The 25,574-nt window shown below is 56.4% G+C and carries 26 protein-coding genes, 1 tRNA gene and 2 pseudogenes; 10 read left to right on the forward strand and 19 right to left on the reverse strand.

Going from position 1 to position 25,574, the window contains the following annotated elements:
* Window positions 1-182: 182 nt before the first annotated feature.
* On the reverse strand, window positions 183-380 hold the full coding sequence (locus RHP74_RS19890) for a hypothetical protein (RefSeq protein WP_010455843.1): 198 nt from the start codon (window positions 378-380) through the stop codon (window positions 183-185).
* 445 nt (window positions 381-825) lie between these two features.
* On the opposite strand from RHP74_RS19890, the gene RHP74_RS19900 reads away from it, so the two are divergent.
* Together RHP74_RS19900 and RHP74_RS19905 are read left to right on the forward strand one after the other, a co-directional pair.
* Window positions 826-2,268 (forward strand): permease, encoded by a 1,443-nt coding sequence (locus tag RHP74_RS19900; RefSeq protein ID WP_311096165.1) that lies wholly within the window; start codon window positions 826-828, stop codon window positions 2,266-2,268.
* A gap of 22 nt (window positions 2,269-2,290) precedes the next feature.
* Window positions 2,291-2,533 (forward strand): thioredoxin family protein, encoded by a 243-nt coding sequence (locus RHP74_RS19905; protein ID WP_010455847.1) that lies wholly within the window; start codon window positions 2,291-2,293, stop codon window positions 2,531-2,533.
* Window positions 2,534-2,803: 270 nt separating this feature from the next.
* Here RHP74_RS19905 and arsJ read toward each other — a convergent pair whose 3' ends face one another.
* The 9 genes and pseudogenes from arsJ to RHP74_RS19950 form a co-directional block, all read right to left on the reverse strand.
* The gene (gene arsJ, locus RHP74_RS19910) at window positions 2,804-4,024 is read right to left on the reverse strand and encodes an organoarsenical effux MFS transporter ArsJ (RefSeq protein ID WP_077748115.1); all 1,221 of its coding nucleotides are present in this window, start codon (window positions 4,022-4,024) and stop codon (window positions 2,804-2,806) included.
* Window positions 4,025-4,033: 9 nt separating this feature from the next.
* Window positions 4,034-5,038: an ArsJ-associated glyceraldehyde-3-phosphate dehydrogenase gene (locus RHP74_RS19915; RefSeq protein ID WP_077748114.1), complete on the reverse strand. Its 1,005-nt coding sequence runs from the start codon at window positions 5,036-5,038 to the stop codon at window positions 4,034-4,036.
* Between the two features lie 23 nt (window positions 5,039-5,061).
* The gene (locus RHP74_RS19920) at window positions 5,062-5,337 is read right to left on the reverse strand and encodes a protein phosphatase (protein WP_311096166.1); all 276 of its coding nucleotides are present in this window, start codon (window positions 5,335-5,337) and stop codon (window positions 5,062-5,064) included.
* Between the two features lie 12 nt (window positions 5,338-5,349).
* A complete protein-coding gene (gene arsH, locus RHP74_RS19925; protein ID WP_010455860.1) occupies window positions 5,350-6,066 on the reverse strand; it encodes an arsenical resistance protein ArsH in 717 nt (238 codons plus the stop codon).
* A 112-nt stretch (window positions 6,067-6,178) separates the two neighbouring features.
* Entirely contained in the window at window positions 6,179-6,649 is a 471-nt protein-coding gene (locus RHP74_RS19930; protein ID WP_311096167.1) for an arsenate reductase ArsC, read from the reverse strand.
* A gap of 27 nt (window positions 6,650-6,676) precedes the next feature.
* Window positions 6,677-7,048 (reverse strand): metalloregulator ArsR/SmtB family transcription factor, encoded by a 372-nt coding sequence (locus RHP74_RS19935; RefSeq protein ID WP_083376317.1) that lies wholly within the window; start codon window positions 7,046-7,048, stop codon window positions 6,677-6,679.
* Between the two features lie 9 nt (window positions 7,049-7,057).
* Window positions 7,058-7,471, reverse strand: a complete 414-nt coding sequence (locus RHP74_RS19940; protein ID WP_311096168.1) for an arsenate reductase ArsC — start codon at window positions 7,469-7,471, stop codon at window positions 7,058-7,060.
* Between the two features lie 485 nt (window positions 7,472-7,956).
* Window positions 7,957-8,296 (reverse strand): annotated as a pseudogene (locus RHP74_RS19945) (PfkB family carbohydrate kinase); the annotation flags it as partial.
* 133 nt (window positions 8,297-8,429) lie between these two features.
* Window positions 8,430-10,052, reverse strand: coding sequence for a carbohydrate porin (locus RHP74_RS19950; RefSeq protein WP_311096169.1), 1,623 nt, complete (start codon window positions 10,050-10,052; stop codon window positions 8,430-8,432).
* A 167-nt stretch (window positions 10,053-10,219) separates the two neighbouring features.
* Here RHP74_RS19950 and RHP74_RS19955 point away from each other — a divergent pair, with 167 nt between their 5' ends.
* The 8 genes and pseudogenes from RHP74_RS19955 to RHP74_RS19990 form a co-directional block, all read left to right on the forward strand.
* Window positions 10,220-11,494, forward strand: coding sequence for an ABC transporter substrate-binding protein (locus RHP74_RS19955; protein ID WP_077748152.1), 1,275 nt, complete (start codon window positions 10,220-10,222; stop codon window positions 11,492-11,494).
* 21 nt (window positions 11,495-11,515) lie between these two features.
* The gene (locus RHP74_RS19960; protein WP_077748108.1) at window positions 11,516-12,478 is read left to right on the forward strand and encodes a carbohydrate ABC transporter permease; all 963 of its coding nucleotides are present in this window, start codon (window positions 11,516-11,518) and stop codon (window positions 12,476-12,478) included.
* A complete protein-coding gene (locus RHP74_RS19965; RefSeq protein ID WP_311096170.1) occupies window positions 12,475-13,317 on the forward strand; it encodes a carbohydrate ABC transporter permease in 843 nt (280 codons plus the stop codon). Before RHP74_RS19960 ends, RHP74_RS19965 begins: the two co-directional genes overlap by 4 nt.
* 27 nt (window positions 13,318-13,344) lie before the next feature.
* Window positions 13,345-14,490 carry a sn-glycerol-3-phosphate ABC transporter ATP-binding protein UgpC gene (locus RHP74_RS19970; protein ID WP_311096171.1) on the forward strand — a complete coding sequence of 382 codons (1,146 nt, stop codon included), beginning with the start codon at window positions 13,345-13,347 and terminating at the stop codon, window positions 14,488-14,490.
* Entirely contained in the window at window positions 14,487-15,989 is a 1,503-nt protein-coding gene (locus RHP74_RS19975; protein WP_311096172.1) for a sucrose-6-phosphate hydrolase, read from the forward strand. Before RHP74_RS19970 ends, RHP74_RS19975 begins: the two co-directional genes overlap by 4 nt.
* A gap of 75 nt (window positions 15,990-16,064) precedes the next feature.
* Entirely contained in the window at window positions 16,065-17,057 is a 993-nt protein-coding gene (locus RHP74_RS19980; protein WP_154501260.1) for a LacI family DNA-binding transcriptional regulator, read from the forward strand.
* Window positions 17,058-17,365: 308 nt separating this feature from the next.
* Complete coding sequence (locus tag RHP74_RS19985; protein ID WP_229801681.1) at window positions 17,366-17,530, forward strand: hypothetical protein; 165 nt, start codon at window positions 17,366-17,368, stop codon at window positions 17,528-17,530.
* Between the two features lie 133 nt (window positions 17,531-17,663).
* A pseudogene (locus tag RHP74_RS19990) lies at window positions 17,664-17,961 on the forward strand (integrase); the annotation flags it as partial.
* A gap of 78 nt (window positions 17,962-18,039) precedes the next feature.
* Here RHP74_RS19990 and RHP74_RS19995 read toward each other — a convergent pair.
* The 9 genes from RHP74_RS19995 to thrS all read right to left on the reverse strand — a co-directional run bounded on the left by RHP74_RS19995 (window position 18,040) and on the right by thrS (window position 25,496).
* Window positions 18,040-18,116 (reverse strand) — tRNA-Pro (locus RHP74_RS19995).
* An 89-nt stretch (window positions 18,117-18,205) separates the two neighbouring features.
* Entirely contained in the window at window positions 18,206-18,562 is a 357-nt protein-coding gene (locus tag RHP74_RS20000; protein WP_003179985.1) for a MerR family transcriptional regulator, read from the reverse strand.
* Window positions 18,543-18,845, reverse strand: a complete 303-nt coding sequence (gene ihfA / locus RHP74_RS20005) for an integration host factor subunit alpha (protein WP_002553164.1) — start codon at window positions 18,843-18,845, stop codon at window positions 18,543-18,545. Before ihfA ends, RHP74_RS20000 begins: the two co-directional genes overlap by 20 nt.
* A 3-nt stretch (window positions 18,846-18,848) precedes the next feature.
* Window positions 18,849-21,230: a phenylalanine--tRNA ligase subunit beta gene (gene pheT / locus RHP74_RS20010; RefSeq protein ID WP_083376302.1), complete on the reverse strand. Its 2,382-nt coding sequence runs from the start codon at window positions 21,228-21,230 to the stop codon at window positions 18,849-18,851.
* Window positions 21,231-21,256: 26 nt separating this feature from the next.
* On the reverse strand, window positions 21,257-22,273 hold the full coding sequence (pheS, locus tag RHP74_RS20015; protein WP_007905876.1) for a phenylalanine--tRNA ligase subunit alpha: 1,017 nt from the start codon (window positions 22,271-22,273) through the stop codon (window positions 21,257-21,259).
* Between the two features lie 109 nt (window positions 22,274-22,382).
* Window positions 22,383-22,739, reverse strand: coding sequence for a 50S ribosomal protein L20 (gene rplT / locus RHP74_RS20020; protein ID WP_007905879.1), 357 nt, complete (start codon window positions 22,737-22,739; stop codon window positions 22,383-22,385).
* A gap of 28 nt (window positions 22,740-22,767) precedes the next feature.
* Window positions 22,768-22,962, reverse strand: coding sequence for a 50S ribosomal protein L35 (gene rpmI / locus RHP74_RS20025; RefSeq protein ID WP_002553160.1), 195 nt, complete (start codon window positions 22,960-22,962; stop codon window positions 22,768-22,770).
* Between the two features lie 60 nt (window positions 22,963-23,022).
* Window positions 23,023-23,574, reverse strand: a complete 552-nt coding sequence (gene infC, locus RHP74_RS20030; protein WP_169857083.1) for a translation initiation factor IF-3 — start codon at window positions 23,572-23,574, stop codon at window positions 23,023-23,025.
* Complete coding sequence (thrS, locus tag RHP74_RS20035) at window positions 23,574-25,496, reverse strand: threonine--tRNA ligase (RefSeq protein WP_311096173.1); 1,923 nt, start codon at window positions 25,494-25,496, stop codon at window positions 23,574-23,576. The genes infC and thrS overlap by 1 nt, the downstream gene beginning before the upstream one ends.
* Between the last annotated feature and the right edge of the window lie 78 nt (window positions 25,497-25,574).

A 25,574-nucleotide genomic window follows, 5' to 3' on the forward strand; every position in this document is an offset into this window, starting at 1 on the left:
AAGTCAATTGATGCGCCACGGCCGGCTGTATGGGCTCTCACACTCAAAACCCGGACACAAAAAACCCCGCACACTGGCGGGGTTCTCAAACAGCAGGTGACTTACCAGGTACCCGTGCCACAAGGATTTTCTTTTGAAGCATAAGGCTTGGTCAATTTGCTGAATCCCAACTTTCAATCGACTTAAGGCTTGGGATGCTCGCTCGATACTGAATTATTGGCATCCACATCGGCCATTTCTTCATCGACAGGCGCCTCGTCTCCCCCTGGCAGCGGAACCTCAGGTTCATTCTCCTTTGGATCATGGCCTGTTTCGTTATCAGTCCCGCCCGTGACGCCCTGTTGGGATTTGTTTCCTGGGGCATTTTCATCAATGTCCATGCTGGCTCTCCGTTCTGATGCACGGGATGTCGGTGCATGAACATCAGAGAGAAGCCAAGCCTCGCTAGTGCCGGGCACTGGACGAACGGCAGTGTGAACTCGGATACAAAAGCAGACCGCCGGCATAACAAGCCCGAAAAGTCATAACCCGACCTTTTCACCTACGTCTCACGCTATAGAGGCAGAGGTCGATCTTGCACAATGCGTTTCATGACAAGCGTTGAGGTTAACCGTTGAGCGTTGGGCCCTGACTCCCATTTCGGAGGCTATGGTCGCAGCGTTTCCGGTTGATCGTGATAGCCACCCTGGAGGCGCCCCTGAATCGGTCTTTCAGCACCACATCCTTGAAAATTTTTTCTGCGTGCAACTGATCGAAGTCAAACCCGGTCAACGCACAGCGGATACCATAAAACCTGACCTTAACGCTAAGGATTGAGGGCTCTCCATGGACCTCGTACTGAAGCTATTCAATGGCGGAGCTGGCAGTCTGGCTTCCTACTTGGCAGCCCACGTCCTTCTTTGCCTGTTGCCGGCGTTTTTTATCGCCGGGGCCATGACAGCACTTATTCCTAAAGCCAGCATCACTCACTGGCTAGGTCGACATGCACCTGTTTACGTTTCCTACCCTGCGGCGGCACTAGCCGGGTCACTGATTGCCGTCTGCTCATGCACAATTGTTCCTTTGTTCGCGGGCGTTTACCGCAAAGGAGCAGGTATCGGCCCGGCGATCACCTTCCTGTTTTTTGCTCCCGCTGGAAACATCATGGCCCTGGCCTATACCGGCAATATTCTGGGAGCGGAGTTTGCAATCGCCCGTCTGATCCTCTGCCTGATCTTCGGCATCGGTATTGGCTTGCTGATGGCTACCCTATTCTGGAAAGACGACCTGACCCACGACGCACAGGCGGATGCCCTGTTCGCAGAGAAGGCCAGAGTTTCCGGGCCTGCACTGGGCGTACTGCTATCTTTGGTGGCCTTGCTGATTGCGGGCACCTTGAAACTGTGGCCCCTGACGGCAGATCTGATCAGTTTCAAAGTCCCGCTTTTCTGGCCCCAGGCGTGGCAAGACACCTTGTTTGACTGGGTTCCATACGACGCCAGTAAAGGAGAAGAAGGCGTGAGCTTCCAAGGGTCTGTTCTCATCGCCCTACTCCTGATGATTGCCGCCACGGCCAAACGTGGTCTGGATAACATCACTGAAGGTGCCAACAACTGGACATGGGTTGCGCTGGGGCTGACCGCTAGTACCTTGCTGATCGCGTCAATGCGACTGACGCCAGAACCTGGCACATTAGCCTTTACCTTCACGGGTCGTGTATTCGGTGTCGCATTGACCATGCTGTCTGTTGGGTACTTTGCCCGAAAACTGCCAGCCGAAGACTGGCAAGGCTGGCTGTGGGAAGCCTGGCGCTTCGTCAAGCAGATATTTGTTGTGCTGGTGGTGGGTGTATTCATTGTCGGCATGGTTCGCCAGGTGATTCAACCCGAGTGGATTGAAAGCCTTGCAGGCAGCAACACCGTGCTCGCCAATGCCATAGCGGTAGGGTTCGGCGTGTTCATGTACTTCCCAACCCTGGTAGAAGTGCCCGTCGCCCGCATGTTCCTTGATCTCGGCATGCATCCTGGTCCGCTCTTGGCCTACTTGATGGCGGATCCTGAACTTAGCTTGCAGAGCATGCTCATGGTGGCGGCGGTGATTGGTCGCAAGAAGACCGCAGCCTATGTAGGGTTAGTCGCTTCGTTCAGCATCGTGGCCGGCCTGCTCTATGGTGCCTGGGTCGACGGCACCGGCTGGCTTACCCTTGGTGCAGGAATGGCGGCCTCACTGGCCATAACCGCTGCAATTTACCAGTTGATACGTTATCAGCGTAAACAAACAGCAAGCTGACTTACACACTAAGGAGCTTCCAATGCTGAACATCAAAATCCTCGGTTCAGGGTGCGCCAACTGCAAGAAGCTTGAGGCTGTAGCCCGTCAAGCCACGCAGAATCTAAATATCCAGGCCGAATTCGAAAAGATCACCGACATGGGCAAGATGATGACTTATGACATCCTCGCCACGCCGGCTCTGGTGATCAACGAGAAGGTTGTAAGCAGCGGGAAGATTCCGACTGTTGCGGATATCCAGGGCTGGATTTCGACTGCGCAATGATGCGCTGAAGGAGGATATCCCTCATCCCCCTGGTTATTGCGCCACTCACCTGTAAATCATGTCCCTTCAATCGTCTTGTCCATACCGGACGGACGCTTGGCGGGTGTCTCGCCTTATCACAAGCGCTCAATGCGAACGCTGCAATCACCACGAAAGACAGTGCGGGGATGTGAATAAATTGCCCATGGCGTACCTCCGACAGCTGCTGATTCAGGCTCTACCCGCCCCCCAAACGCACATAGCGCGAAGAGGCTCATCGGCCTGACAGTTTCATATCGCCTCGGCATGCCTTGGCAACCCGATAGAAATCAGTGCTGCGAGCAGAACGAATGCGCTCGATATCCACAAGCACGCTTGCAGCCCATACACCTGATAAACCCACCCGGACAGTACGGTCCCTATCAGCCTTCCCATCGCATTCGACATGTAATAAAACCCCACATCCAGCGACACGCCATCTTCCTTGGCATAGGACACGATCAAGTAGCTGTGCAGCGACGAATTCACCGCGAACAGCGCACCAAAGACCATCAATCCGCCGAGTAGCATCATCTGCTGCGACAAAGCCGTGTTAAGCCCGAGAGCAATTGCCGCAGGCAAGCCTGCCAGTGCAAGGGCCCACAGAAATGCCGCACGACCATCCGGTACGTGGCCGCGTTTCTTGCCAGTGATGTTGGGCGCAAACGACTGCACGATGCCGTAGCCGATCACCCACGCCGCAAGGAAGCCACCCACCTTCCAGAAGTCCCAGCCGAACACGCTGCTCAGGTACACCGGCAAGGCCACCACAAACCAGACATCACGGGCTCCGAACAAGAACATCCGCGCCGCCGAGAGGATATTGATCGCCCGACTCTTGGACAGGATGTCGCGAAACTTGGGTTTGGCTTTCGCTTTGCCCAGGTCCTTCTTCAGCAGTATCAAGCTGCTGATCCAGATCAGCGCCAGAACACCCGCCATGGCCAGCAATGCACCTTTGAAGCCGATCAATGCCAGCAAGGCTCCGCCGAGAAAGAAGCCGACCCCCTTGAGTGCGTTCTTCGAGCCGGTGAGGATTGCCACCCACTGGTAGAGCTTTCCCTGTTGCCCATCCGGAACAAGAAGCTTGATGGAGCTTTTGGCACTCATCTTGTTCAGGTCTTTGGCGATCCCCGACAGCGCCTGTGCGCCCATCACCCATGGGATGGTTAGCCAAGCGACAGGAACCGTCAGCATCAACAGCGCCACGACTTGGATACCCAGGCCGATATTCATGGTTCGATTCAGTCCCAGCCGGGCGCCGAGGTAGCCACCCACCAGGTTGGTGATCACGCCAAAGATTTCGTAGAACAGAAACAACGCCGCGATTTGCAGTGGGCTGTAGCCCAACGCGTGAAAGTGCAACACCACCAACATGCGCAAGGCACCGTCGGTGAGGGTGAAGGCCCAATAGTTGCCCGTGACGAGCAAGTACTGCCGCACTTCCGGAGCGAGGGCTGACAACGCTTTCATGACCGCTCCTTAGTCCGCCAGACTGACCAGTCTGGCCAGTTCGACGGCGCGATTGGCATAGCCCCATTCGTTGTCGTACCAGGCATAGATCTTCACTTGAGTGCCATTGATCACCATCGTCGACAGTGCATCGATGATCGATGAGCGCGGGTCGGTGCGGTAGTCGATGGACACCAACGGACGCTCCTCAAAACCGAGGATGTCTTTCAGCTCGTTCTCGGAGGCGTCCTTGAGGAGTTGATTCACCTCCTCAACAGTGGTGGCACGCTCGACTTCAAAAACGCAGTCGGTCAGCGACGCGTTGGCCAGCGGCACACGAACGGCATGACCATTCAGGCGTCCGCGCAGTTCGGGGAAGATTTCGGCAATGGCGGTGGCCGAGCCGGTGCTGGTTGGAATCAGGCTCATGCCCGAAGCACGCGCACGACGCAGATCCTTGTGCGGTTGATCGAGGATGCTTTGGGTGTTGGTCAGGTCGTGGATGGTGGTGATCGAACCGTGGCGAATGCCCAGTTTCTCGTGGATGACTTTCACCACGGGTGCCAGACAGTTGGTGGTGCACGAAGCGGCGGTAACGATGCGATGTTCAGCCGGTTTGAACAACTGATGGTTGACGCCCATGACGACGTTCAACGCCCCTTTTTCCTTCACCGGAGCGCAAACCACCACACGCTTGACGCCCTGATCCAGGTAGGCTTGCAACACCGCCACGGTTTTCATCTTGCCGCTGGCCTCGATCACCAGATCGCAACCCGACCAGTCGGTGTCGGCAATCGCTTTGTTAGCGGTCACCTTGATGCGCTTGCCGCCAATCACCACCTGATCGCCTTCCGCGCTGGCTTCGTGGTGCCAACGACCATGCACCGAGTCGAAGTTCAGCAAGTGTGCATGCGTCGCCGCGTCACCCGCTGGATCGTTGATCTGCACGAATTCGAATTCTGGCCAGCCCCAGGCTGCTCGCAGCGCGAGGCGACCGATCCGACCGAAACCATTGATGCCAACTTTGATAGTCATGTTGTTGTGCTCTGTATCTGTTGTCAGTGGGAGTTCGACTGGGTGTCGAACTGGCCGATGTATTCGATATGGGCAGGATGTTGAATGGCGCGTGGACGCAACGACTGAACATCGCGGATGGCATCGCTGAATGGCACACCGCTCTCGATCAACCGTTGAGCGGCGACCAAACCGGTACGGCCCGAGCCGCCCTTGCAATGGATGGCGATGGTTCTCCCTTCGGTCAGCCGCTGCGGGGTGAAGATCAATTGGCCATTGAACTGTGCCAAGGGAAGTACGGAATAAGGGTGTTGTTGCACGGTGAAAAATCCTCAGATGGAGCGCTGATTGACACGTTTCATGAGTTCTTCCGCCGACTCTTTGCGCTCGGAATAACGATCAACCAGATAGTCCTGACGGTCGCGAAGCAGCAGCGTGAATTTCACCAACTCTTCCATCACATCCACGATGCGGTCGTAGAACGGAGAAGGTTTCATCCGGCCGTTATCGTCGAACTCCATATAGGCCTTTGGCACGGAGGATTGGTTGGGGATGGTGAACATGCGCATCCAACGTCCCAGCACTCGCAGCTGATTGACCACGTTGAACGACTGCGAGCCACCACACACCTGCATGACGGCGAGGGTTTTGCCCTGGGTCGGGCGTACCGCACCCATTGCGAGTGGCACCCAGTCGATCTGCGCCTTGAAGACCGCGCTCATGGAACCGTGACGCTCCGGGGAACACCAGACCTGCCCTTCCGACCACAACATCAGCTCGCGTAACTCCTTCACGCGCGGATGGTTGTCGGGGGCGTCATCTGGCAGCGGCAAACCGGACGGATTGAAAATCCGCGCCTCGGCGCCGAAGTGCTCCAGCAGTCGAGCGGCCTCCTCTACCATCAGGCGACTGAAGGAGCGCTCACGGGTCGATCCGTACAGCAGCAAAATGCGCGGCTTGTGGATGGAGGTCTTCTCGATGCCCAGCTTGTCAGCCGAGGGAAGATCAACCAGGTCGGTATCGAGTTGGGGGATGTCGTCTTCAAACATAGTCTTTGTCCTGCGCAACAGCGCTCTTGGATTCATCGAACCAACGGCACTTCAACCAGATATCAGTCCAGGAAGGAAAGGCGATTTTTACTCATGGTCATTGTTCCTGTGGTTACAGCATGCCAATCAGGGCCAGTTCTGCCTTGAGCTGTTCGGCACTCAGTCGGGCAAGCGGTAAAGCCAAGAAAGCTTCAATACGGGTTTTGATCTGCTCCAAGGTGGCTTCAAAAGCCGCCTCGATCTCTTCTTGCGTCCCGTGGTATTCCGAAGGGTCAGCCAACCCCCAGTGCGCCTTGGTGGCCGGTCCGAAAAATACCGGACACGCCTCACCGGCAGCCTTGTCGCACACCGTGATGACGAAATCAGGTGCCAAATTTACATGGACATCGCTGGACTTACTGAACAGCCCGAGCGTCGAAATACCAGCGCTTTCCAAAGTTTTGAGGCTCAACGGATGCACTTCGCCTTTGGGTTGACTGCCCGCGCTGTAGGCTTTCATGCCTTGCGGTGCCAAGTGATTGAAGACCGCTTCACAAAGGATGCTGCGGCAGCTATTGGCCGTGCAGAGGAACAGGATTTTCATCGAGCGATCTCGTAGTCGAAGGCGGAATCAGGCGATTTTGCTTTCACAGCACACGGCTGCCCGCTCAGGACGGTCACCCATTTCATCAAGGCGTTTGGAATCAGGGCTCAACCAGTGCTTGTTGCTTTCCAGCACGGTGGTCAGCACTTGATGAACCCAATCAGGGAGATTCGGGTGCAGTCGGTAATACACCCATTGGCCTTGCCGACGGTCCGACAACAGGCCGCAAGTACGCAGTTGCGCCAGGTGCCTGGAGATTTTTGGCTGACTCTCGTTCAACGCGCAGGTCAGCTCGCAAACACAAAGCTCTCCTTCACGGGTGATGAGCATCATCGTGCGGACCCGAGTGTCGTCAGCAAGGCATTTGAAAACAGTGGTCGGTGTCAGATGGTCAGCCATATCGTTTTCTCAGTGCTTGTTTTTGACCAAGACGAACATCTTGATGCGCTCATGAATTTCGTGAAGGGTGTGACGGAAGGCATCGGGTTTGGTGCTGGTGACTGGGTCTTCAAAACTCCAGGCCAATGCCTCACCCGCTCCAGGTAAAGACCGGCATTGCGCAGCGGATTTATCACACAAGGTGATGACGTAATCGAAACGCTCACCATGGAACTCGTCTATCGACTTGCTACGTAATCCTTCGGTGCTCACACCGATGTGTGAAAGTGCCTCGAAGGTGCGCGGATCTACCTGAGTTGGAGTTGTGCCGGCGCTGAACGCCTCGAAATGCTCCGAATCGGTATGCCTCAGCAACGCTTGGGCCAACTGGGAGCGTGCAGCGTTGGCAGTACAGACGAACAGGACACGGGCTTTGCTGGTCATTGTGAAGCCTCAGCTCATATGCGGTTTGACGAATATATGTTTTCCCGTATGTAAGGTAAAGAGCCAACGAACATTAATCCATCAAAACGATTGGACGCCGCCGAGCACCTTCAATAAAAGCTTTGTATCAAGGCGCTAGCCAGCCTTCCGTGTCTCCTCAAATATCTGCGACGATGTATATATGGTTTCTGTAATGAATCTGTCACCCACGCAGAAATAGGTCGCCCTTGGTTCAAGGACTACCTGGACGTGCAAAAGAAAATAAGAAGGTCGCCCCTATGCCGCCCCGGTCATCGGGGGCGGGTCAGGTTGATGCGCACTGGGCTTTGCAACAAACCGGCGAGGTACGCTTTGAGTTGCGGGATCAAGTGCGATACGCAACTCGGCGAGCAGGCTCATGTCAGGTCGGATTCCAGTCGCCACAATGATTGGGTCCACAGGTGGAAGTATCTGGCCTCCCGCCTTCACAACCAACCCTTGATCTATCCTTCTGGCATCAGATCCGGATCAAAAAACAGATCAGCATCTCCAGCAAAAAAAGTATCTTGGAGGACGGCTCGATGGAACGATGGCGACCAAAGGATCTCGGTCTACCCGTTGGATAAACCTCATATCTAATGCTGCCGCTTCCGACTGCGAAACTATCTCGTCACCCAGTGAATCCATGCTCACCGCCCCAGCAAAAACGCTGTTAACACCCAAGCGACTTAGCGCTCGTGCAACGTTCCAGGGAGCACCGCCTGGGTAGCCTTTCCACTGTCCAGGAGCGCCTTGGACAAGGTCGGTCAGGGCTTCGCCAAATACTACTGCGCGAGGCAATACCATCGTCATTTCCTCATTTTTTTTCGTAGGGATAACTGCTGGCTGATCAGTTTTGACCGGTAATCAACTACTCAATACGCTTGGTGAAAAGCAGGGATCGATGAGCTGAAGGCGTGTTGGCCGACGCGTTCAAACATTAAAACCAGGTTTCCATTTGTATCCCGTATTGCCACACACCTCCGGCGTTGAAGTCCGTCTTGCCGAAGGAGTCTGAGGTACTGTATCTGTCCAGATCCGAAGACCAATTCATGAAGCTCGCGAACACACGCAGTTCGGGACGAGTGAGCAGGTCTCCAACGTCAGGTTTGAATGTCGGCGCGATCGTGAATTTCCAGAAGTTACCGTCGACCGCATTACGTTGTAGATAGCCCTTCGGGTCGAGGTTCATGGTTTGCCAGCTCATTTCGTAGGCCATCTCGAAATTGCTGTTGATTGCATTGGCCAAACGCATGTTCAGGGTCATCCAACGGTAATTGTCACCTTTAACGTATCTATCCTTGCTCTGTTCGACCAACAAGCTGGGGCCGATGCGCCAACCAGGCGCTATGGGTGTCTCGCCGTAAAGTGCCAGGCGCAGAGCGCGGGCATCGTCAATCAGTTCACCATCCGAGCCGACGTTCTTGACCTCTGCCCCCAGACCTTGCCCATAGAGCAGTGCCGTTTTGAAGAAGCCTTCTCGGCCGAAAAAGTTTTTCTGGTGATTGGCCAGCATGCTGTTTTTGAAGAAGCCTTCTCGGCCGAAAAAGTTTTTCTGGTGATTGGCCAGCATGCTGTGCAACCCGGAATCTGCTGGTGTCAGCCCCGCTTCATTACTGCGGGTGCCAATGTCGTTTTTCCTGGAGCCAATGGCATTGAACATCCACTGCCACTGACCATTATCGAAGAACTGGTTGGAGGTCAGAATGTAGCTTTCCACGTCTGCGTTGATGCCGCCCTCACTGAAATCCCCGTAGTTACGCCCGACCAAGGAGTAATTCGAGCGCCAACTCTTGTTCATCTGCACATCGTAGATTCCCCCCCCGGTACCAGCCAGATAGACAACGTCCGAGTCCAGCCAGTGGATATCGAAGTTATCTCGATCAAATCGCTTACCTGCCCACAAGGTCGCGTTCTCGAACACTGAATTACCCTTGAATGCAGCGAGATGGTCGAGCTCTGTAAATACCTGACGCACGTTCAGGTTGCTTTCGTCGGCCGTCCAGTCATTGGAGCTTTCCACTCCATCGGCGATGGAAACCGTGAATTTGGAACGGGTGCCGTTCTGCGCATAGGCCTCTTTCGACAGGTCGATGCGCATGTAGGTGTCGTCTTCATTGCCGAGTCGCCCGACGGCGCCACCGACTGAACCGGCCGGGGTTGTATAAGGGCCGCCACGACCACCACCTAGCCCATCGTTGATCAGCAATCCGGAACGGGCATAACCCTTAAAGCTGAAGCCGTCCGTGAGGTGGCCGCTGCTGCCCTGCTTTTCCATGCTTTGCTGACGGGCTTCCAGTTTTGCCAGCCGGGTGTCCAACCCAGGCGCCTCAATGGCTGTCGCAGTGGACGCAACAGGCTGCGCGGCGGGAGTGGCGAGTTTGATCTGCTGCAATTCCCTGGCGAGTGCCTGGGTTTGTTGTTCAGCTGCGGCTGCGCGCTTTTCCGCTGCGCTGGCACGGACTTCAAACGCGGCCATGCGTTCTTCCAGAGTCGCGGCCTGAGAGGTCGCCGCCGAGGTGCCGAGCACACCTGCGAGTAGCCAGCTTGATGCTTTCTGCATGTGGATTCCCTGTTTTGTTTTTATTGTGTAATTCCCGCGACCATCCATTTTTCGTGAGTTGTAAATTGTGGTAATCGACGAAAAAATGGATGCTTCATCGCAAATACGCTGCTACATTTGGCGATGTTAACGTTAACTTTTCTAAAAACAAAAATAAAGGGTGCTCAATGAAACATCTGAAATCTCTCCTTCCAGCAGCACTAATCACCCTCTGTGCCGGACTTCCATCCGTCTCGAGCGCAGCCGATTTGACGATTTCGTGCGGTGCAGTGGGGGCCGAATTACAACTGTGCAAGGAGGCTGTCGAGGCGTGGTCGAAACAGACCGGCAACAACGTCGAGGTGGTTTCCACGCCTAACTCGGCAACCGAGAGGTTGTCGTTCTACCAACAGATCCTCAGTGCTCAGTCCACCGACATCGACATCATTCAAATCGATATGGTGTGGCCAGGGATGCTGGCCAAACATCTGATGGATCTGCGCGAGGTGCTGCCCGCCAACGCGACTCAAGGTTACTTCCAGACACAGGTGGATAACGCCACGGTGAATGGACGACTGGTGACGATGCCGTGGTTCACCGACTCGGGCCTGCTGTATTACCGCAAGGACTTGCTTGAGAAGTACGCCAAGCAGGTTCCCCAGACCTGGGAGGAAATGACCGCTACCGCCAGGGATGTTCAACAAGCAGAGCGCACTGCCGGGAACCCCAATGCATGGGGTTACATCTTTCAGGGACGCGCTTACGAGGGGCTGACGTGTAATGCGCTGGAGTGGATCAGCAGCCAACCGGAAGGCGGACTGGTCAATCCAGCAGGAGATATCGTGGTCAACAGTCAGGCCTCGAGAACTGCTTTGACCCTGGCGAAAAGCTGGGTAGGAGACATCTCCCCGCGTGGCGTACTCAACTACACCGAGGAAGAAGGACGAGGCGTATTCCAGTCGGGAAATGCGTTGTTCATGCGTAACTGGCCTTATGTCTGGGCCTTGGTACAAAGCCAGGATAGTGCCGTAAAAGATAAAGTCGGCGTCGCTCCCTTGCCCCGAGGCGGCATGACCGGCACCCATGCCTCCACCCTCGGTGGCTGGGGCCTGGCGGTATCGCGTTACAGCGCCCATCCAAAACTTGCCGCAGAACTGGTGACCTACCTGACCAGTGCCCGGCAGCAAAAACATCGAGCTTTAGTAGGCGGCTATAACCCGGTTATCGAGTCGCTATATCAAGACCCCGAGCTGCTCGCGGCCATGCCTTATTACAGTCAACTCCTCAGTATTCTCAACGAAGGGGTCATGCGCCCCGCCTCAATAACAGCCGAGCGCTATCCACGGGTCTCCAACGCGTTCTTCGATCGAGTGCATGGCGTGCTGGCAGGCGAGTTGCCGGTCGATCAGGCGCTGGCCGAACTGGAAAGCGAACTCACGCGCATCAAACGCCGGAACTGGTAAGCCACAAGGAAGGAATTCACCATGTCTGTCTCTATTACCCATGCCCCCTGTGACGAGCTCCTGGTCACCAGGGAAACGCCTGTACAGCGTCGCCGAGTGCGCGCCGCCTGGCTGTTTCTGACACCGATGTTGATGTGTCTGGCCCTCGTGGCCGCCTGGCCGCTACTGCGTACATTCTGGTTCAGCCTGACTGACGCCACCCTGACTGACACCCGTGGTGGATCCTTCGTAGGCTTGAGCAATTATCTGTTCCACAACGGTTCCAACTGGTCGGGCATCCTGGTCGATCCACAATGGTGGAACGCTGTGCGCAACACGTTGCATTTCACTGTGGTGTCGGTGGGACTGGAAGTCGTACTAGGGCTACTGGTGGCGTTGCTGTTGAACATCAAGTTCACCGGCCGTTCTTTGGTGCGTGCGTTGATTCTGATTCCGTGGGCGATTCCTACCATTGTCTCGGCGAAGATCTGGTCATGGATGCTCAACGACCAGTTCGGCATCATCAATCACCTGATGCTAAGTATCGGCCTGATTGACGCTCCCCTGGCCTGGACAGCAGACGCGGATCTGTCGATGTGGGCGGTGATCATCGTCGACGTCTGGAAGACCGTCCCTTTTGTCACGCTGCTGATGCTGGCGGCCTTGCAGATGTTGCCGAGCGATTGCTACGAAGCCGCCAGGGTCGATGGCATTCATCCGCTGAAGGTATTCTGGCGTGTCACGCTTCCCCTGCTGATGCCCGCACTGCTGGTGGCGGCGATCTTCCGCATCCTCGACTCGCTGCGGGTTTTCGACGTCATCTATGTGCTGACCTCGAACTCATCGAGCACCATGAGCATGTCGGTCTATGCCCGCCAGCACCTGGTGGAGTTCCAGGATGTTGGCTATGGCAGCGCGGCCTCGACTCTGTTGTTTCTGGTCGTTGCGGTAATCGCCATGCTTTATCTCTACCTCGGACGCCGTCAACTGGAGGTTCGGTCATGAGCCAGCGCCTACTGAAAAAAGCGCTGTGGCGCCTGGGGTTCTGGTGTCTGATCGGGGTGTTGCTGCTGTATGCGGTCTTCCCTTTCTACTACGCCATCGTGACTTCGCTAAAGCCGTCCAGTGCCTTGTTCAAGGTGAGCTACTGGATCGAAAACCCCGACTTCTCCAATTACGCGGCGGTACTCCATCAAGCCTCATTCCTGCGGGCTATCGGTAACTCGCTGCTGGTCGCGCTGTGCGTGGTGACGCTGGCGCTGTTTCTCAGCCTGACCGCCGCCTATGCCTTGGGAAGGGTGAAATTCCGTGGACGTGGCACGGTATTGATGATCGTTCTCGGCGTGTCGATGTTTCCCCAAGTCGCTGTACTGTCGGGGCTGTTCGAAGTGATCCGCGCCCTGGGTCTGTACAACACGTCTTTGGCGTTGATCCTGAGCTACACGATTTTCACCCTGCCCTTCACCGTGTGGGTGCTGACCACGTTCATGGGGCAACTGCCCCATGAACTGGAGGAAGCAGCAATCATGGATGGCGCTTCGCCCTGGGTCACGCTGACCCGCGTGTTGTTGCCGCTGCTCTGGCCTGCACTGGTCACCACTGGCCTGTTGGCCTTTATCGCAGCCTGGAACGAGTTCCTGTTTGCCTTGACCTTCACCCTCACAGACACGCAACGCACAGTACCGGTCGCCATCGCCTTGATTTCCGGCGGTAGCCCCCATGAGTTGCCTTGGGGGCTGTTGATGGCCGCCTCGGTGCTGGTCACCGTCCCACTGGTGATTCTGGTGCTGATCTTCCAGCGCCGAATCGTTTCCGGTCTCACTACCGGCGCGTTAAAGGGTTGATGCCCAACACGTACAAGGAACAGCATCGTGATCAAATTGAAACTGGACAACGTGAACAAACAATTGGGCGGCGTGCGGATTCTTCGCGACGTTAGCCTGGAGATTGCTGCGGGTGAATTCGTGGTGTTCGTTGGCCCTTCTGGCTGCGGAAAGTCGACCCTGCTGCGACTGATTGCCGGACTGGATTCGATCTGTGGCGGCGACCTGCTGATCGACGGGCGACGGGTCAACGACCTGGAACCGCGCGAGCGTGGCGTCGGTATGGTGTTTCAGTCTTATGCGCTGTACCCGCACATGAGCGTCTACGACAACATCAGCTTTGGTCTCAAACTGGCCAAGACTGAAAAGAGCAGCCTGCGCGAGCGCGTGCTGAAAACAGCGCAAATCCTTCAGTTGGACAAACTGCTGCAACGCAAGCCAAAAGAACTGTCTGGAGGGCAGCGTCAGCGAGTGGCAATGGGCAGAGCCATGGCGCGCGAGCCGGACATTTTGTTGTTCGATGAGCCGCTCTCCAATCTGGATGCATCCTTGCGGGTGCAGATGCGCAACGAAATTGCCCGGCTGCATGATCGACTGGGCTCGACGATGATCTACGTCACTCACGATCAAGTGGAAGCGATGACCCTGGCCGACAAAATTGTTGTACTCAACGGCGGTCGCGTAGAGCAGGTCGGTTCACCGCGCGAACTCTATGAACGTCCGGCCAGCCGCTTTGTCGCCGGTTTTCTCGGTTCGCCCAGAATGAACTTTCTGACGGCGCGCCTGCATGCCCCGGGCGAGACCAGCCTGGTCGATACTCCCGTTTTGGGTATGACCTCCCTGCCCTTCGACAGCTCGAACCTGGCGGCAGACGCCCCGCTTAGCCTGGGAATTCGCCCGGAACACATGTCGCTCAAGGCGGCGCAGGGAACTGCCGGCGTCGTCGTTACCGCGGTCGAATACCTGGGCAGTGAAACCTATGTGCACCTGGATACAGGTCAGGACGAGCCACTGATCTGTCGTTGTGAAGTCAACGCCGGATGGCAGGCAGGCGATCAGGTCGAACTGCAGCTGGACTTCGACAACCTGCACCTGTTCGACGCCGACGGCGCGGCCTTGAGGCGCCACCCACAAGTCATTGAAACCCTGCCGGATGACGTCTCTCCACGCTCAGTCCGAGCAGGCGCCCTATGACCTTATCTTTGAATACCATGAGCGATCCAATGTCTTCGTCCCTTGACCTTGCGCAGCGCGCACTGGGAGACAGCCTGTCTCGCGTCATCCAGGATTATCGACCCGGTTATCATATTTCCCCGCCGGCAGGCTGGATGAACGACCCTAATGGGGTAGTGTACTTTCGTGGCGAATATCACGTTTTCTATCAGCACCACCCCTTCGACGCGAAATGGGGCCCGATGTATTGGGGCCACGCCAAGAGTGCCGATCTGGTTCATTGGCAGCACCTGCCCATTGCGCTGGCACCCGGCGATGACTTCGACCGTGACGGATGTTTTTCCGGTAGCGCAGTGGTGTGTGGAGACACCTTGGCACTGATCTACACCGGACACACCTGGCTGGGGGAAGTGGGTGATGAACGCTTGATCCGACAAGTCCAGTGCCTGGCCACCAGCATCGACGGCATCCGGTTCGTCAAGCATGGCGCAGTCATCGAGACCGCGCCGCAAGACACTATCATGCACTTTCGTGACCCCAAGGTATGGAAGGAGGATGACTATTGGTACCTCATTGTCGGCGCACGTCTGGGCGATATGCCGCTGCTTCCGCTGTACCGTTCCACGGATCTGCATACTTGGGAGTTCCTTGATTACGTGTCCAGCGGCAGCGAGGGCGATGGCTATATGTGGGAGTGCCCGGATCTGTTTCGACTGAACGGACGCGATGTGCTGCTGTACTCCCCCCAAGGCATGCTACCCCATGGCTACGAACGGCTTAACAAGTTCCAGACTGGTTACCGAGTGGGCCGACTCGACAACGAGTGGAACTTCACCGGCGGGCCTTTTATCGAGTTGGATAACGGCCACGATTTCTATGCGGCGCAGACGCTATTGGCCGCCGATGGTCGACGCCTCGTGTGGGCGTGGCTCGACATGTGGGAAAGCCCGATGCCGAGCCAGGCCCATCACTGGTGCGGCATGCTCGGATTGCCACGCGAACTTGAACTGTGCGCAGATCGCCTTTTCGTGTATCCGGCACGGGAGCTCACCGCTCTGCGAATGACGCAATTGCCTGGTACGTCGTGGTGGGAGGAGTCGGGAACCCGGTGGGTGCCGGAAGTAAATGGCGATATGCTCGAAATCCATGTGCATCTGGATTTGTTCGGGTGCACCGACGGCCACTTGGGAGTCGCCTTGCGTTGCAGCGACGATGGCCGTGAAGAAACCCTGCTCTACTACGATGCATCACTGAATCGCCTGGTGCTTGACCGCAGCCGCTCGGGTGCGCAAGTCACAGGCCAGCGCAGCGTATCGATAGACCCGATACAAGAGCGACTGGAACTGCGCGTGTTCCTCGATCGCTCGTCCATCGAGGTGTTCGACGAAAACGGGCGATTCAGCCTCAGCAGTCGCCTCTATCCGCGGCCCGACAGTCTGGGCGTGAAGCTGCTAGCAAGCGGGAGTGGCGGGCGTGTCTCGATTCCCAAGGCATGGCCTCTCGACTCGGGATGGCTATGAGCGGCGTCATTCGGGTCGCGAGAAGCGCGGGCCATGTGTCATGATTCTGCGTCAACCTGACCGGCCTCACTTCGCATGACTTCAGTGAAAGACGTTGCACAGCTGGCCGGCGTATCCCTGATGACGGTTTCTCGAGCGCTCAACACTCCGGAAAAACTGAGCCCCGAAACTCTTCTGCGGGTGCGTCGTGCCATTGATGAACTGCAATTCGTACCGAGCCTGTCGGCACGCAAGATGCGCGGCGACAACCTCCAGTCGCGAACCATCGGTGTGTTCGCGCTGGACACCGCGACCACACCATTCGCGGTCGAGCTGCTGCTGTCCATCGAGCAGACCGCGCAGCAAGCCGGCTGGAATGTATTTATCCTCAACCTGTTAAGCAACCCGCCCACCGACCAGAACATCGACCTGATGCTATCGCACCGTCCGGACGGCTTGATCTTCAGCGCCATGGGGTTTCGCCAGGTGTGCATTCCCGAGCGATTGAAGAGCAAACCCCTGGTGCTCGCCAATTGCCTGGCAGATGACAGCCGTCTCGTCAGCTATGTACCAGACGACGAAATGGGGCAGTATCGGGCCGTACACCACGCGTTGAACCTCGGCTATAAGCGCCCTCTGTGTATCAATCTGCCAAAACAGAGTCTGGCCTGGGGCCTGCGACAAAAAGGCATGCAGCGTGCCTGTCAGGCATTCGGACTGGCGCCTGACGCGCTCCTGCAATACGACCTTTCCGATCATGATGCCTATTGTGAAACAGCAGCTATCCTCGACCGGCACGTCATTGATGGTCGTCCCCAATTTGATATTCTGATCTGCGGCAATGACCGCATTGCCTTTTGTGCCTATCAGCTGTTGTTGGGCCGTGGCCTGAAAATTCCCAACGATGTCGCCGTGCTCGGCTACGACAATATGATCGGTATTGCTGAGCTGTTTATCCCGCCGCTGACCACGGTGCAACTGCCGTACTACGAGATCGGTCGCAAGGCTGCACGGCACCTGATAGAGACCCTCGACGTATCGGGAGCCCAGCCAGTTGATTGTCCATTGGTGGTTAGGGCATCGCTATAAGATTTAGTTAATTCGGTGATAGCGCCCCCGCTTGCTTTCGATTTGCCACTGGCCTGTCACCGACCACTTATGGCCCAAAGTGTGCTGCATTTCTGCACTCCAAGCCTCCCCTTCCGCTGTTCCTCTGACTTTCGACGCACAACCTACAGTTACCGCGCCCGCAAGTGCGGTCACTCCGGAACGAATTGGCGGTAACTGGGATTCCAACCCTTGGGTCTGGGCGGTTCCGTTCAAGCAGTCGATTCCGTGATCGTCCCTATCGCCGCCCTCGCCTATATGGCCTGGCTCATCTACAAGGGGCCACGGGGATGAGTGACGCACCTATCGAACCGCAGGACTATTTGTACGGCGTGAATGTGGTGCAGATCGAAGACCTGCGGGTCGCCAAAGGGATGAGTCGACGCCTAGCGTCTTCCTGCCAACACAAGAAATTGGTTTACGACGATAAAGAACGGCGCGTTTGGTGCAGTTGATTGTGAAACAGAAGTGGAGGCCTTCGACGCGCTCATAGGGCTCGTTGAGGTATTCAGCGGTGGTATGAGCTCGATACAGCGACGTCGCCGTTCACTGGAAGAGGCCGAGAAACCCCAGATAAGAAGCTGATAGAAACATGCGCAGACGAAGGACCACTGGACGAAGATTGAAGAGAGGTATTTGACTCGAGGGCTCAAGGACGCCCGGGAGGCGGCAGACTGCTACAAGGGATGGAGGAGGAAAAGTTGCCGGACTTTCACAAAGTGCGAGTGCGCTGTCGCTGCACCTGTACAAGAAAGCCGGAAAGGATGGTCAAAAAATTGCGGGCCATGCGAGCGAGGGCATGACCAGAAACTACCAGCGAGACCACGAGGAAATCGTCTGGTCCGAAGCAATTCCGGACCTGAATATCAGCGAAATCACCGGGTAGTTTTGCGCGGGTTTTGCGCAGGCACAAAAAAGCCGATCTAGCTGATCGGCTTAAGCGTCTGATTTTACTCAGTAAATATGGTCGGGACGGAGTGATTCGAACACTCGACCCCTAGCACCCCATGCTAGTGCGCTACCGGACTGCGCTACGCCCCGACTAGGCGTGAAACTCGTTCCTCTTCTCGAAGAACGCTCAAGAATATATCGCAAGCTTTTGAAAACTGGAAGTATTCAAATGCAGGAAATTATTTCTTGAGGACAACCAACACATCTTCCAACTCAGCAATCATCTGCCGAATCATCTGTTTGTATTGGGTGGTGTCGTCTTTGGCTTCATCGCCGGATAAACGCAAGCGCGCGCCGCCGATGGTGAACCCTTGATCATAAAGAAGCGCGCGGATCTGCCGGATCATCAGCACGTCTTGTCGCTGATAATACCGGCGGTTTCCGCGGCGTTTGACGGGGTTGAGTTGAGGAAACTCCTGCTCCCAATAGCGCAGCACGTGCGGTTTTACGGCACACAGCTCGCTGACTTCACCAATGGTGAAGTAGCGTTTGCCTGGGATGACGGGTAGCTCGTCGTTATGACTTGGTTCCAGCATAAGCCTCAACTCGGGCCTTCAACTTCTGCCCTGGACGAAAGGTGACCACACGGCGAGCCGTGATCGGGATTTCTTCACCCGTTTTCGGATTGCGGCCAGGCCGCTGGCGTTTGTCCCGAAGGTCGAAATTGCCGAAACCGGACAATTTGACTTGTTCGTTGTCTTCAAGAGCGTGCCTGATTTCTTCAAAAAACAGTTCGACCAATTCCTTGGCCTCCCGTTTATTCAGGCCCAGCTCTTCATACAGACGTTCCGCCATCTCAGCTTTCGTCAGAGCCCCCATACGTCACTTCCTTAACGTGGCGTTCAACCTTTGTTCGAGCGAGGTGAGGATGTTTTGCGTCGTGGTATTCACCTCATCGTCATTAAGAGTGCGCGATGGATGCTGCCAGGTCAAGCCGACTGCAAGGCTTTTTCTATCAGGATCAATGCCTTTACCCTGATACACGTCAAATAGCCTGAGGTCTGTGAGCCATTCGCCTGCATTTTCACGGATTACATCCAGTACGGCACTGGCCGCAACGTCTGTGGACGCAATCAGTGCCAGGTCACGACGCACTTCAGGAAAGCGTGATAACTCCTGGAATTTTGGCATTTTTCCCAATGCCACTTCGGCCAGAACCAGCTCGAAGACGAAAACCGGACGGTCGAGACCGAGGGTTTTTGACAACTCAGGGTGGATAGCGCCGACGAAGCCAACCAGACGACCTTCTCGTTCGATGCGCGCGGTTTGACCCGGGTGCAACGCAGGGTGTTTGCCCGGCACGAAAGTGAACGAATCCAGCGCACCGGCAAAGCCCAGCACCGCTTCCACGTCGGCTTTGACGTCGAAGAAATCCACGACATCGCGACCCTGAGCCCAGCCTTCCGGCAGACGGCTACCGCAAACAACACCCGCAATCATCGGCTCTTGCTTCAGGCCTTCCAGCTGACCGACAAAACGCAGGCCGCTTTCGAACAGACGGACGCGATCCTGTTGACGGTTCAGGTTGTGCTGAAGCGCCTTGACCAGACCGGGCCACAAGGACGAACGCATGGCAGCCATGTCGTTGGAAATCGGGTTAGCCAGCAGCAGCGGCTCGACACCCGGATTAAACAACTCGAATTGTTTCGGATCAATGAAGCTGTAAGTGATCGCTTCCTGATAACCACGAGCCACCAGCAGACGACGCAGTTCAGGCAGATCGCTGCGCGCTTCGGCCTTGGCTTGCGGCGCCAGACGGGCTTGCGGGTAGCGAACCGGCAGACGGTTGTAGCCGTACAGACGGGCCAGCTCTTCGATCAGATCGACTTCCAGGCTGATGTCGAAGCGGTGGCTTGGCACTTCAACGCGCCACTGCCCTGCTCCATCTGCAGCAATCTTCAGGCCCAGGCCGCTGAGCAGACGCTCGACTTCGGCCGACTCCATTTCCATGCCCAGCATCTGAGTGATGCGCTGCGCACGCAGGGTGACCGGAGCAATCTTCGGCAGGTGCTGTTCGCTGACGGTTTCGATGATCGGGCCAGCTTCGCCGCCAGTGATTTCCAACAGCAGGCCAGTGGCGCGCTCCATGGCTTCGCGGGCCAATTGCCAATCCACGCCACGCTCGTAGCGGTGCGAAGCATCAGTGTGCAGGCCGTAAGAACGAGCCTTACCAGCGACGGCAATCTGATCGAAGAACGCACTTTCCAGGAATACATCACGCGTGGTCGCGGTGTTGACGCCACTGTGCTCGCCCCCCATGACGCCGGCGATGGCCAAGGCGCGGGTATGGTCGGCAATCACCAGCGTATCGCTACGCAGGCTGACTTCCTGGCCGTCGAGCAGTACCAGCTTCTCGCCTTCTTCGGCCATGCGCACGCGGATGCCGCCATTGATTTCAGCGAGATCGAACGCGTGCAGCGGCTGACCCAGCTCAAGCATCACGTAGTTGGTGATGTCCACGGCAGCGTCGATGCTGCGCACGTCGCCACGACGCAAGCGCTCGACCATCCACAGCGGCGTAGGCTTGGACAGATCGACGTTACGGATCACACGACCCAGGTAACGCGGGCAAGCGGCTGGCGCCAGCACTTCGATCGATCGCACTTCGTCATGCACGGCGGGCACGACAGCCACCACCGGACGGGTGACTTCAGCGTCATACAGCGCGCCGACTTCACGGGCCAGACCGGCCAGGGACAGGCAATCGCCGCGGTTCGGGGTCAGGTCAACCTCGATGCTGGCATCGTCCAGGCTCAGGTACTCGCGAATATCCAGACCGACCGGCGCATCCGCCGGCAATTCCATCAGGCCATCGTTGCCTTCGCCGACTTGCAGCTCGGCTTGCGAGCACAGCATGCCGTTGGACTCAACGCCACGCAGCTTGGCTTTCTTGATTTTGAAGTCGCCTGGCAGTTCGGCACCGATCATGGCGAACGGGATCTTAAGGCCAGGGCGCACGTTTGGCGCTCCGCACACAACCTGGAAGGTTTCCGAGCCATTGCTGACCTGGCAAACGCGCAACTTGTCGGCGTCCGGGTGCTGCTCGGTGCTCAGCACCTCACCCACGACCACGCCACTGAATTCACCGGCGGCCAGCGTAACGCTATCGACCTCAAGACCGGCCATCGACAGACGGGCAACCAGCTCGTCGCGACTTACCTGCGGGCTTACCCAGCCACGCAGCCATTGTTCACTGAATTTCATCCTGCTCTCCTAAGAATTCGTTACGACTAGCGAAATTGCGCGAGGAACCGCAAGTCGTTGTCGAAGAACAGACGCAAGTCATTCACGCCGTAACGCAGCATGGCCAGACGCTCAACGCCCATGCCGAAGGCAAAGCCCGAAAACTCTTCCGGGTCGATTCCGGACATGCGCAGCACGTTCGGGTGAACCATCCCGCAGCCCATGACTTCCAGCCAGCCCGTCTGTTTGCAGACGCGGCAGCCTTTGCCGCTGCACATCACGCATTCCATGTCGACTTCAGCGGACGGCTCGGTGAACGGGAAGTACGAAGGACGGAAACGCACGGCCAGCTCTTTTTCGAAGAACACGCGCAGGAACTCTTCGATGGTCCCTTTGAGGTCGGCGAAGTTGATGTCGCGGTCGACCAGCAGGCCTTCGACCTGGTGGAACATCGGCGAGTGGGTGATATCGGAGTCGCTACGGTACACACGGCCTGGGCAGACGATGCGGATCGGTGGTTGTTTCGATTCCATGGTGCGGACCTGTACCGGCGAGGTATGGGTGCGCAGCAACATGTTGGCATTGAAATAGAAAGTGTCATGCATCGACCGGGCCGGGTGATGGCCTGGGATGTTGAGCGCTTCGAAGTTGTGGTAGTCGTCTTCGACCTCAGGACCTTCGGCGATGCCGTAGCCGATGTGGGTGAAGAACTGTTCGATACGTTCCAGAGTACGAGTAACCGGATGCAGGCCACCCGAGGTCTGGCCGCGGCCAGGCAGGGTCACGTCAATGGACTCGGCAGACAGTTTGGCGGCCAGATCGGCCTCTTCAAACAGCGCCTTGCGGGCATTGAGAACCTCTGTGACACGCTCCTTGGCAACGTTGATCAGGGCGCCGACTTGCGGACGCTCTTCTGCCGGCAAATTCCCCAGGGTCTTCATCACCTGAGTCAATTCACCCTTCTTGCCAAGGTAGTGAACCCGGATTTGCTCCAGGGCATTGATATCTTCAGCGCTTTGCACAGCCTCTAGTGCTTGAGAGACGAGCGCGTCCAGGTTTTCCATGTACAGACTCCAGATACAAAATAGGGGAAGAGCTTGAAGGCTCTTCCCCTATTTATGACGTTTAACACCTGGCCCCACAGAGGTGAGACCGGGTGACTGTCGGGGGTACTTAAGCCAAGGTGGCTTTAGCTTTCTCGACAATCGCAGCAAACGCCGCTTTTTCGTTCACTGCCAGATCAGCCAGAACCTTACGGTCGATCTCGATGGACGCCTTTTTCAGGCCGGCGATGAAACGGCTGTAGGACAGACCGTTGATACGTGCACCAGCGTTGATACGAGCGATCCACAGAGCGCGGAACTGACGTTTTTTCTGACGACGGTCACGGTAGGCGTATTGGCCTGCCTTGATTACCGCTTGCTTGGCAACACGGAATACGCGCGAGCGAGCGCCGTAGTAGCCTTTAGCAAGTTTCAGAATTTTTTTGTGACGTTTACGGGCAATGACGCCACGCTTTACACGAGCCATGAGTTACTTCCTCTATTCTTGACTAAAATTAACGAAGGCGCAGCATGCGCTCGACTTTTGCCACGTCAGACGGATGCAGCAAGCTGCTACCGCGCAGTTGACGCTTACGCTTGGTCGACATTTTAGTCAGAATGTGGCTCTTGAAAGCGTGCTTGTGCTTGATACCGTTAGCAGTTTTCAGAAACCGCTTAGCAGCACCACTTTTCGTTTTCATTTTTGGCATGTTCGGATACTCCGCATTCAGTTGATAAACATAATCAGAAGGCCTGCCGTGCCCTGATGATTACTTCTTCTTTTTCGGGGCGATGACCATGATCAGCTGGCGTCCTTCCATCTTAGGATGCTGTTCGACCGAACCGTACTCGAGCAAGTCACCTTCAACTCGCTTGAGGAGTTCCATCCCCAGCTCCTGGTGGGCCATCTCACGGCCGCGGAATCGCAAGGATACCTTGGCCCTGTCCCCATCACTCAGGAAACGTACCAGGTTGCGCAGTTTTACCTGGTAATCCCCTTCCTCCGTCCCTGGACGAAACTTGATTTCTTTAACCTGAATCTGCTTCTGGTTTTTCTTGGCCGCGGCAATCTGCTTCTTCTTCTCGAAGATCGATTTGCCGTAGTCCATCAGTTTGCAAACAGGGGGTACTGCATCGGCGGAAATTTCCACCAAATCCAGTTTGGCCTCTTCAGCCTTAAGAAGCGCGTCTTCAATTGACACAATCCCAAGCTGTTCACCTTCAGCCCCAATTAACCGAACCTCGCGTGCCGAGATATTCTCGTTGATCGGGGCTTTCGGTGCAGCTCGTTTATCTTGTCTCATTTCACGCTTAATAGTAATTACTCCGAATCTGGGCGACCACGCCGGGAAACCGCTTGCGCGAGAAACTCAGCGAACTGGGCGACGGGCATCGAGCCCAGGTCAGCACCTTCACGAGTACGCACAGCGACAGTCTGCATCTCGACTTCCCGATCTCCGATAACCAAGAGATAAGGAACCTTGAGCAAAGTATGCTCGCGGATTTTAAAGCCGATCTTTTCATTTCTCAAGTCAGACTTGGCACGAAATCCGCTTTCGTTGAGGGTTTTTTCGACCTCGGCGGCAAAATCGGCCTGTTTGTCAGTGATATTCATGATCACTGCCTGGGTCGGAGCCAGCCACGCAGGGAATGCACCCTCGTAGTGCTCGATCAGGATTCCGACGAAACGTTCGAAGGATCCTAGGATCGCCCGGTGCAACATCACCGGGTGCTTTCGACTGTTGTCTTCGGAGACGTATTCGGCTCCCAGACGGACAGGCAGGTTAAAATCGAGCTGAAGGGTACCACACTGCCAGACACGGCCGAGGCAATCTTTCAGCGAGAACTCGATCTTCGGACCGTAGAACGCACCTTCGCCCGGCTGCAAATCATAGGGCAAGCCAGCGCTATCAAGGGCTGCAGCCAATGCGGCTTCGGCGCGATCCCACAGTTCGTCGGAACCAACACGTTTTTCCGGACGAGTGGACAGCTTCATTTCGACGTCTTTAAAGCCGAAGTCGGCATAAACGTCCATGGTCAGCTTGATAAAAGCGGCGGATTCGGCCTGCATCTGCTCTTCAGTGCAGAAGATGTGGGCATCGTCCTGAGTGAACGCACGCACACGCATGATGCCGTGCAGCGCACCCGATGGCTCGTTACGGTGGCAAGCACCGAATTCGGCCAGACGCATCGGCAACTCGCGATAGCTCTTCAGGCCTTGATTGAACACTTGCACATGGCAAGGGCAGTTCATCGGCTTGATCGCGTAGTCGCGGTTTTCCGACTGCGTGGTGAACATGTTGTCGGCGTAGTTGGCCCAGTGCCCGGATTTCTCCCACAGGCTGCGGTCAACGACTTGTGGAGTTTTGATCTCCAGATAGCCGTTGTCGCGCTGAACCTTGCGCATGTACTGCTCGAGCACTTGATACAAAGTCCAGCCGTTCGGGTGCCAGAACACCATGCCCGGCGACTCTTCCTGGGTATGAAACAGGCCCAGGCGCTTGCCGATCTTGCGGTGATCGCGCTTTTCAGCTTCTTCGATGCGCTGGATGTAAGCCGCCAGCTGCTTCTTGTCCGCCCAAGCGGTGCCGTAAACGCGCTGCAACTGCTCGTTCTTGGCATCGCCACGCCAGTAGGCGCCGGACAACTTGGTCAACTTGAAGGATTTCAGGAAGCGCGTATTCGGCACGTGCGGACCACGGCACATGTCGACGTATTCTTCGTGATAGTACAGGCCCATGGCCTGCTCGTTCGGCATGTCCTCGACCAGGCGCAGCTTGTAGTCTTCGCCGCGGGCCTTGAACACTTCGATCACTTCGGCGCGCGGAGTGACTTTCTTGATCACGTCGTAATCTTTCTCGATCAGCTGCTGCATGCGCTGTTCGATGGCTGCCAGGTCGTCCGGAGTGAAAGGACGTTCGAAGGCGATGTCGTAATAGAAGCCTTCGTCGATGACCGGACCGATGACCATCTTGGCGGTCGGGTACAGCTGCTTGACCGCGTGGCCAACCAGGTGGGCGCAAGAGTGGCGAATGATCTCCAGCCCCTCTTCATCCTTTGGCGTAATGATTTGCAGCGTGGAATCGCTGTCGATGATGTCGCAGGCGTCGACCAGCTTGCCATTGACCTTGCCGGCCACGGTGGCCTTGGCTAGACCTGCACCAATGGATGCGGCGACCTCGGCTACGGAAACCGGGTGATCGAATGAACGTTGACTGCCGTCGGGAAGAGTAATAGTTGGCATGGCGCCTCCTCTCCTAGTGGTGACCCCTACCAAAGGTCACGTGGGTTGGGATGAGCCAGTACAAGATCCGATCCAGGC

The sequence above is a fragment of the Pseudomonas sp. SG20052 genome (assembly GCF_031766055.1).
Classification (GTDB): Bacteria; Pseudomonadota; Gammaproteobacteria; order Pseudomonadales; family Pseudomonadaceae; genus Aquipseudomonas; species Aquipseudomonas mandelii.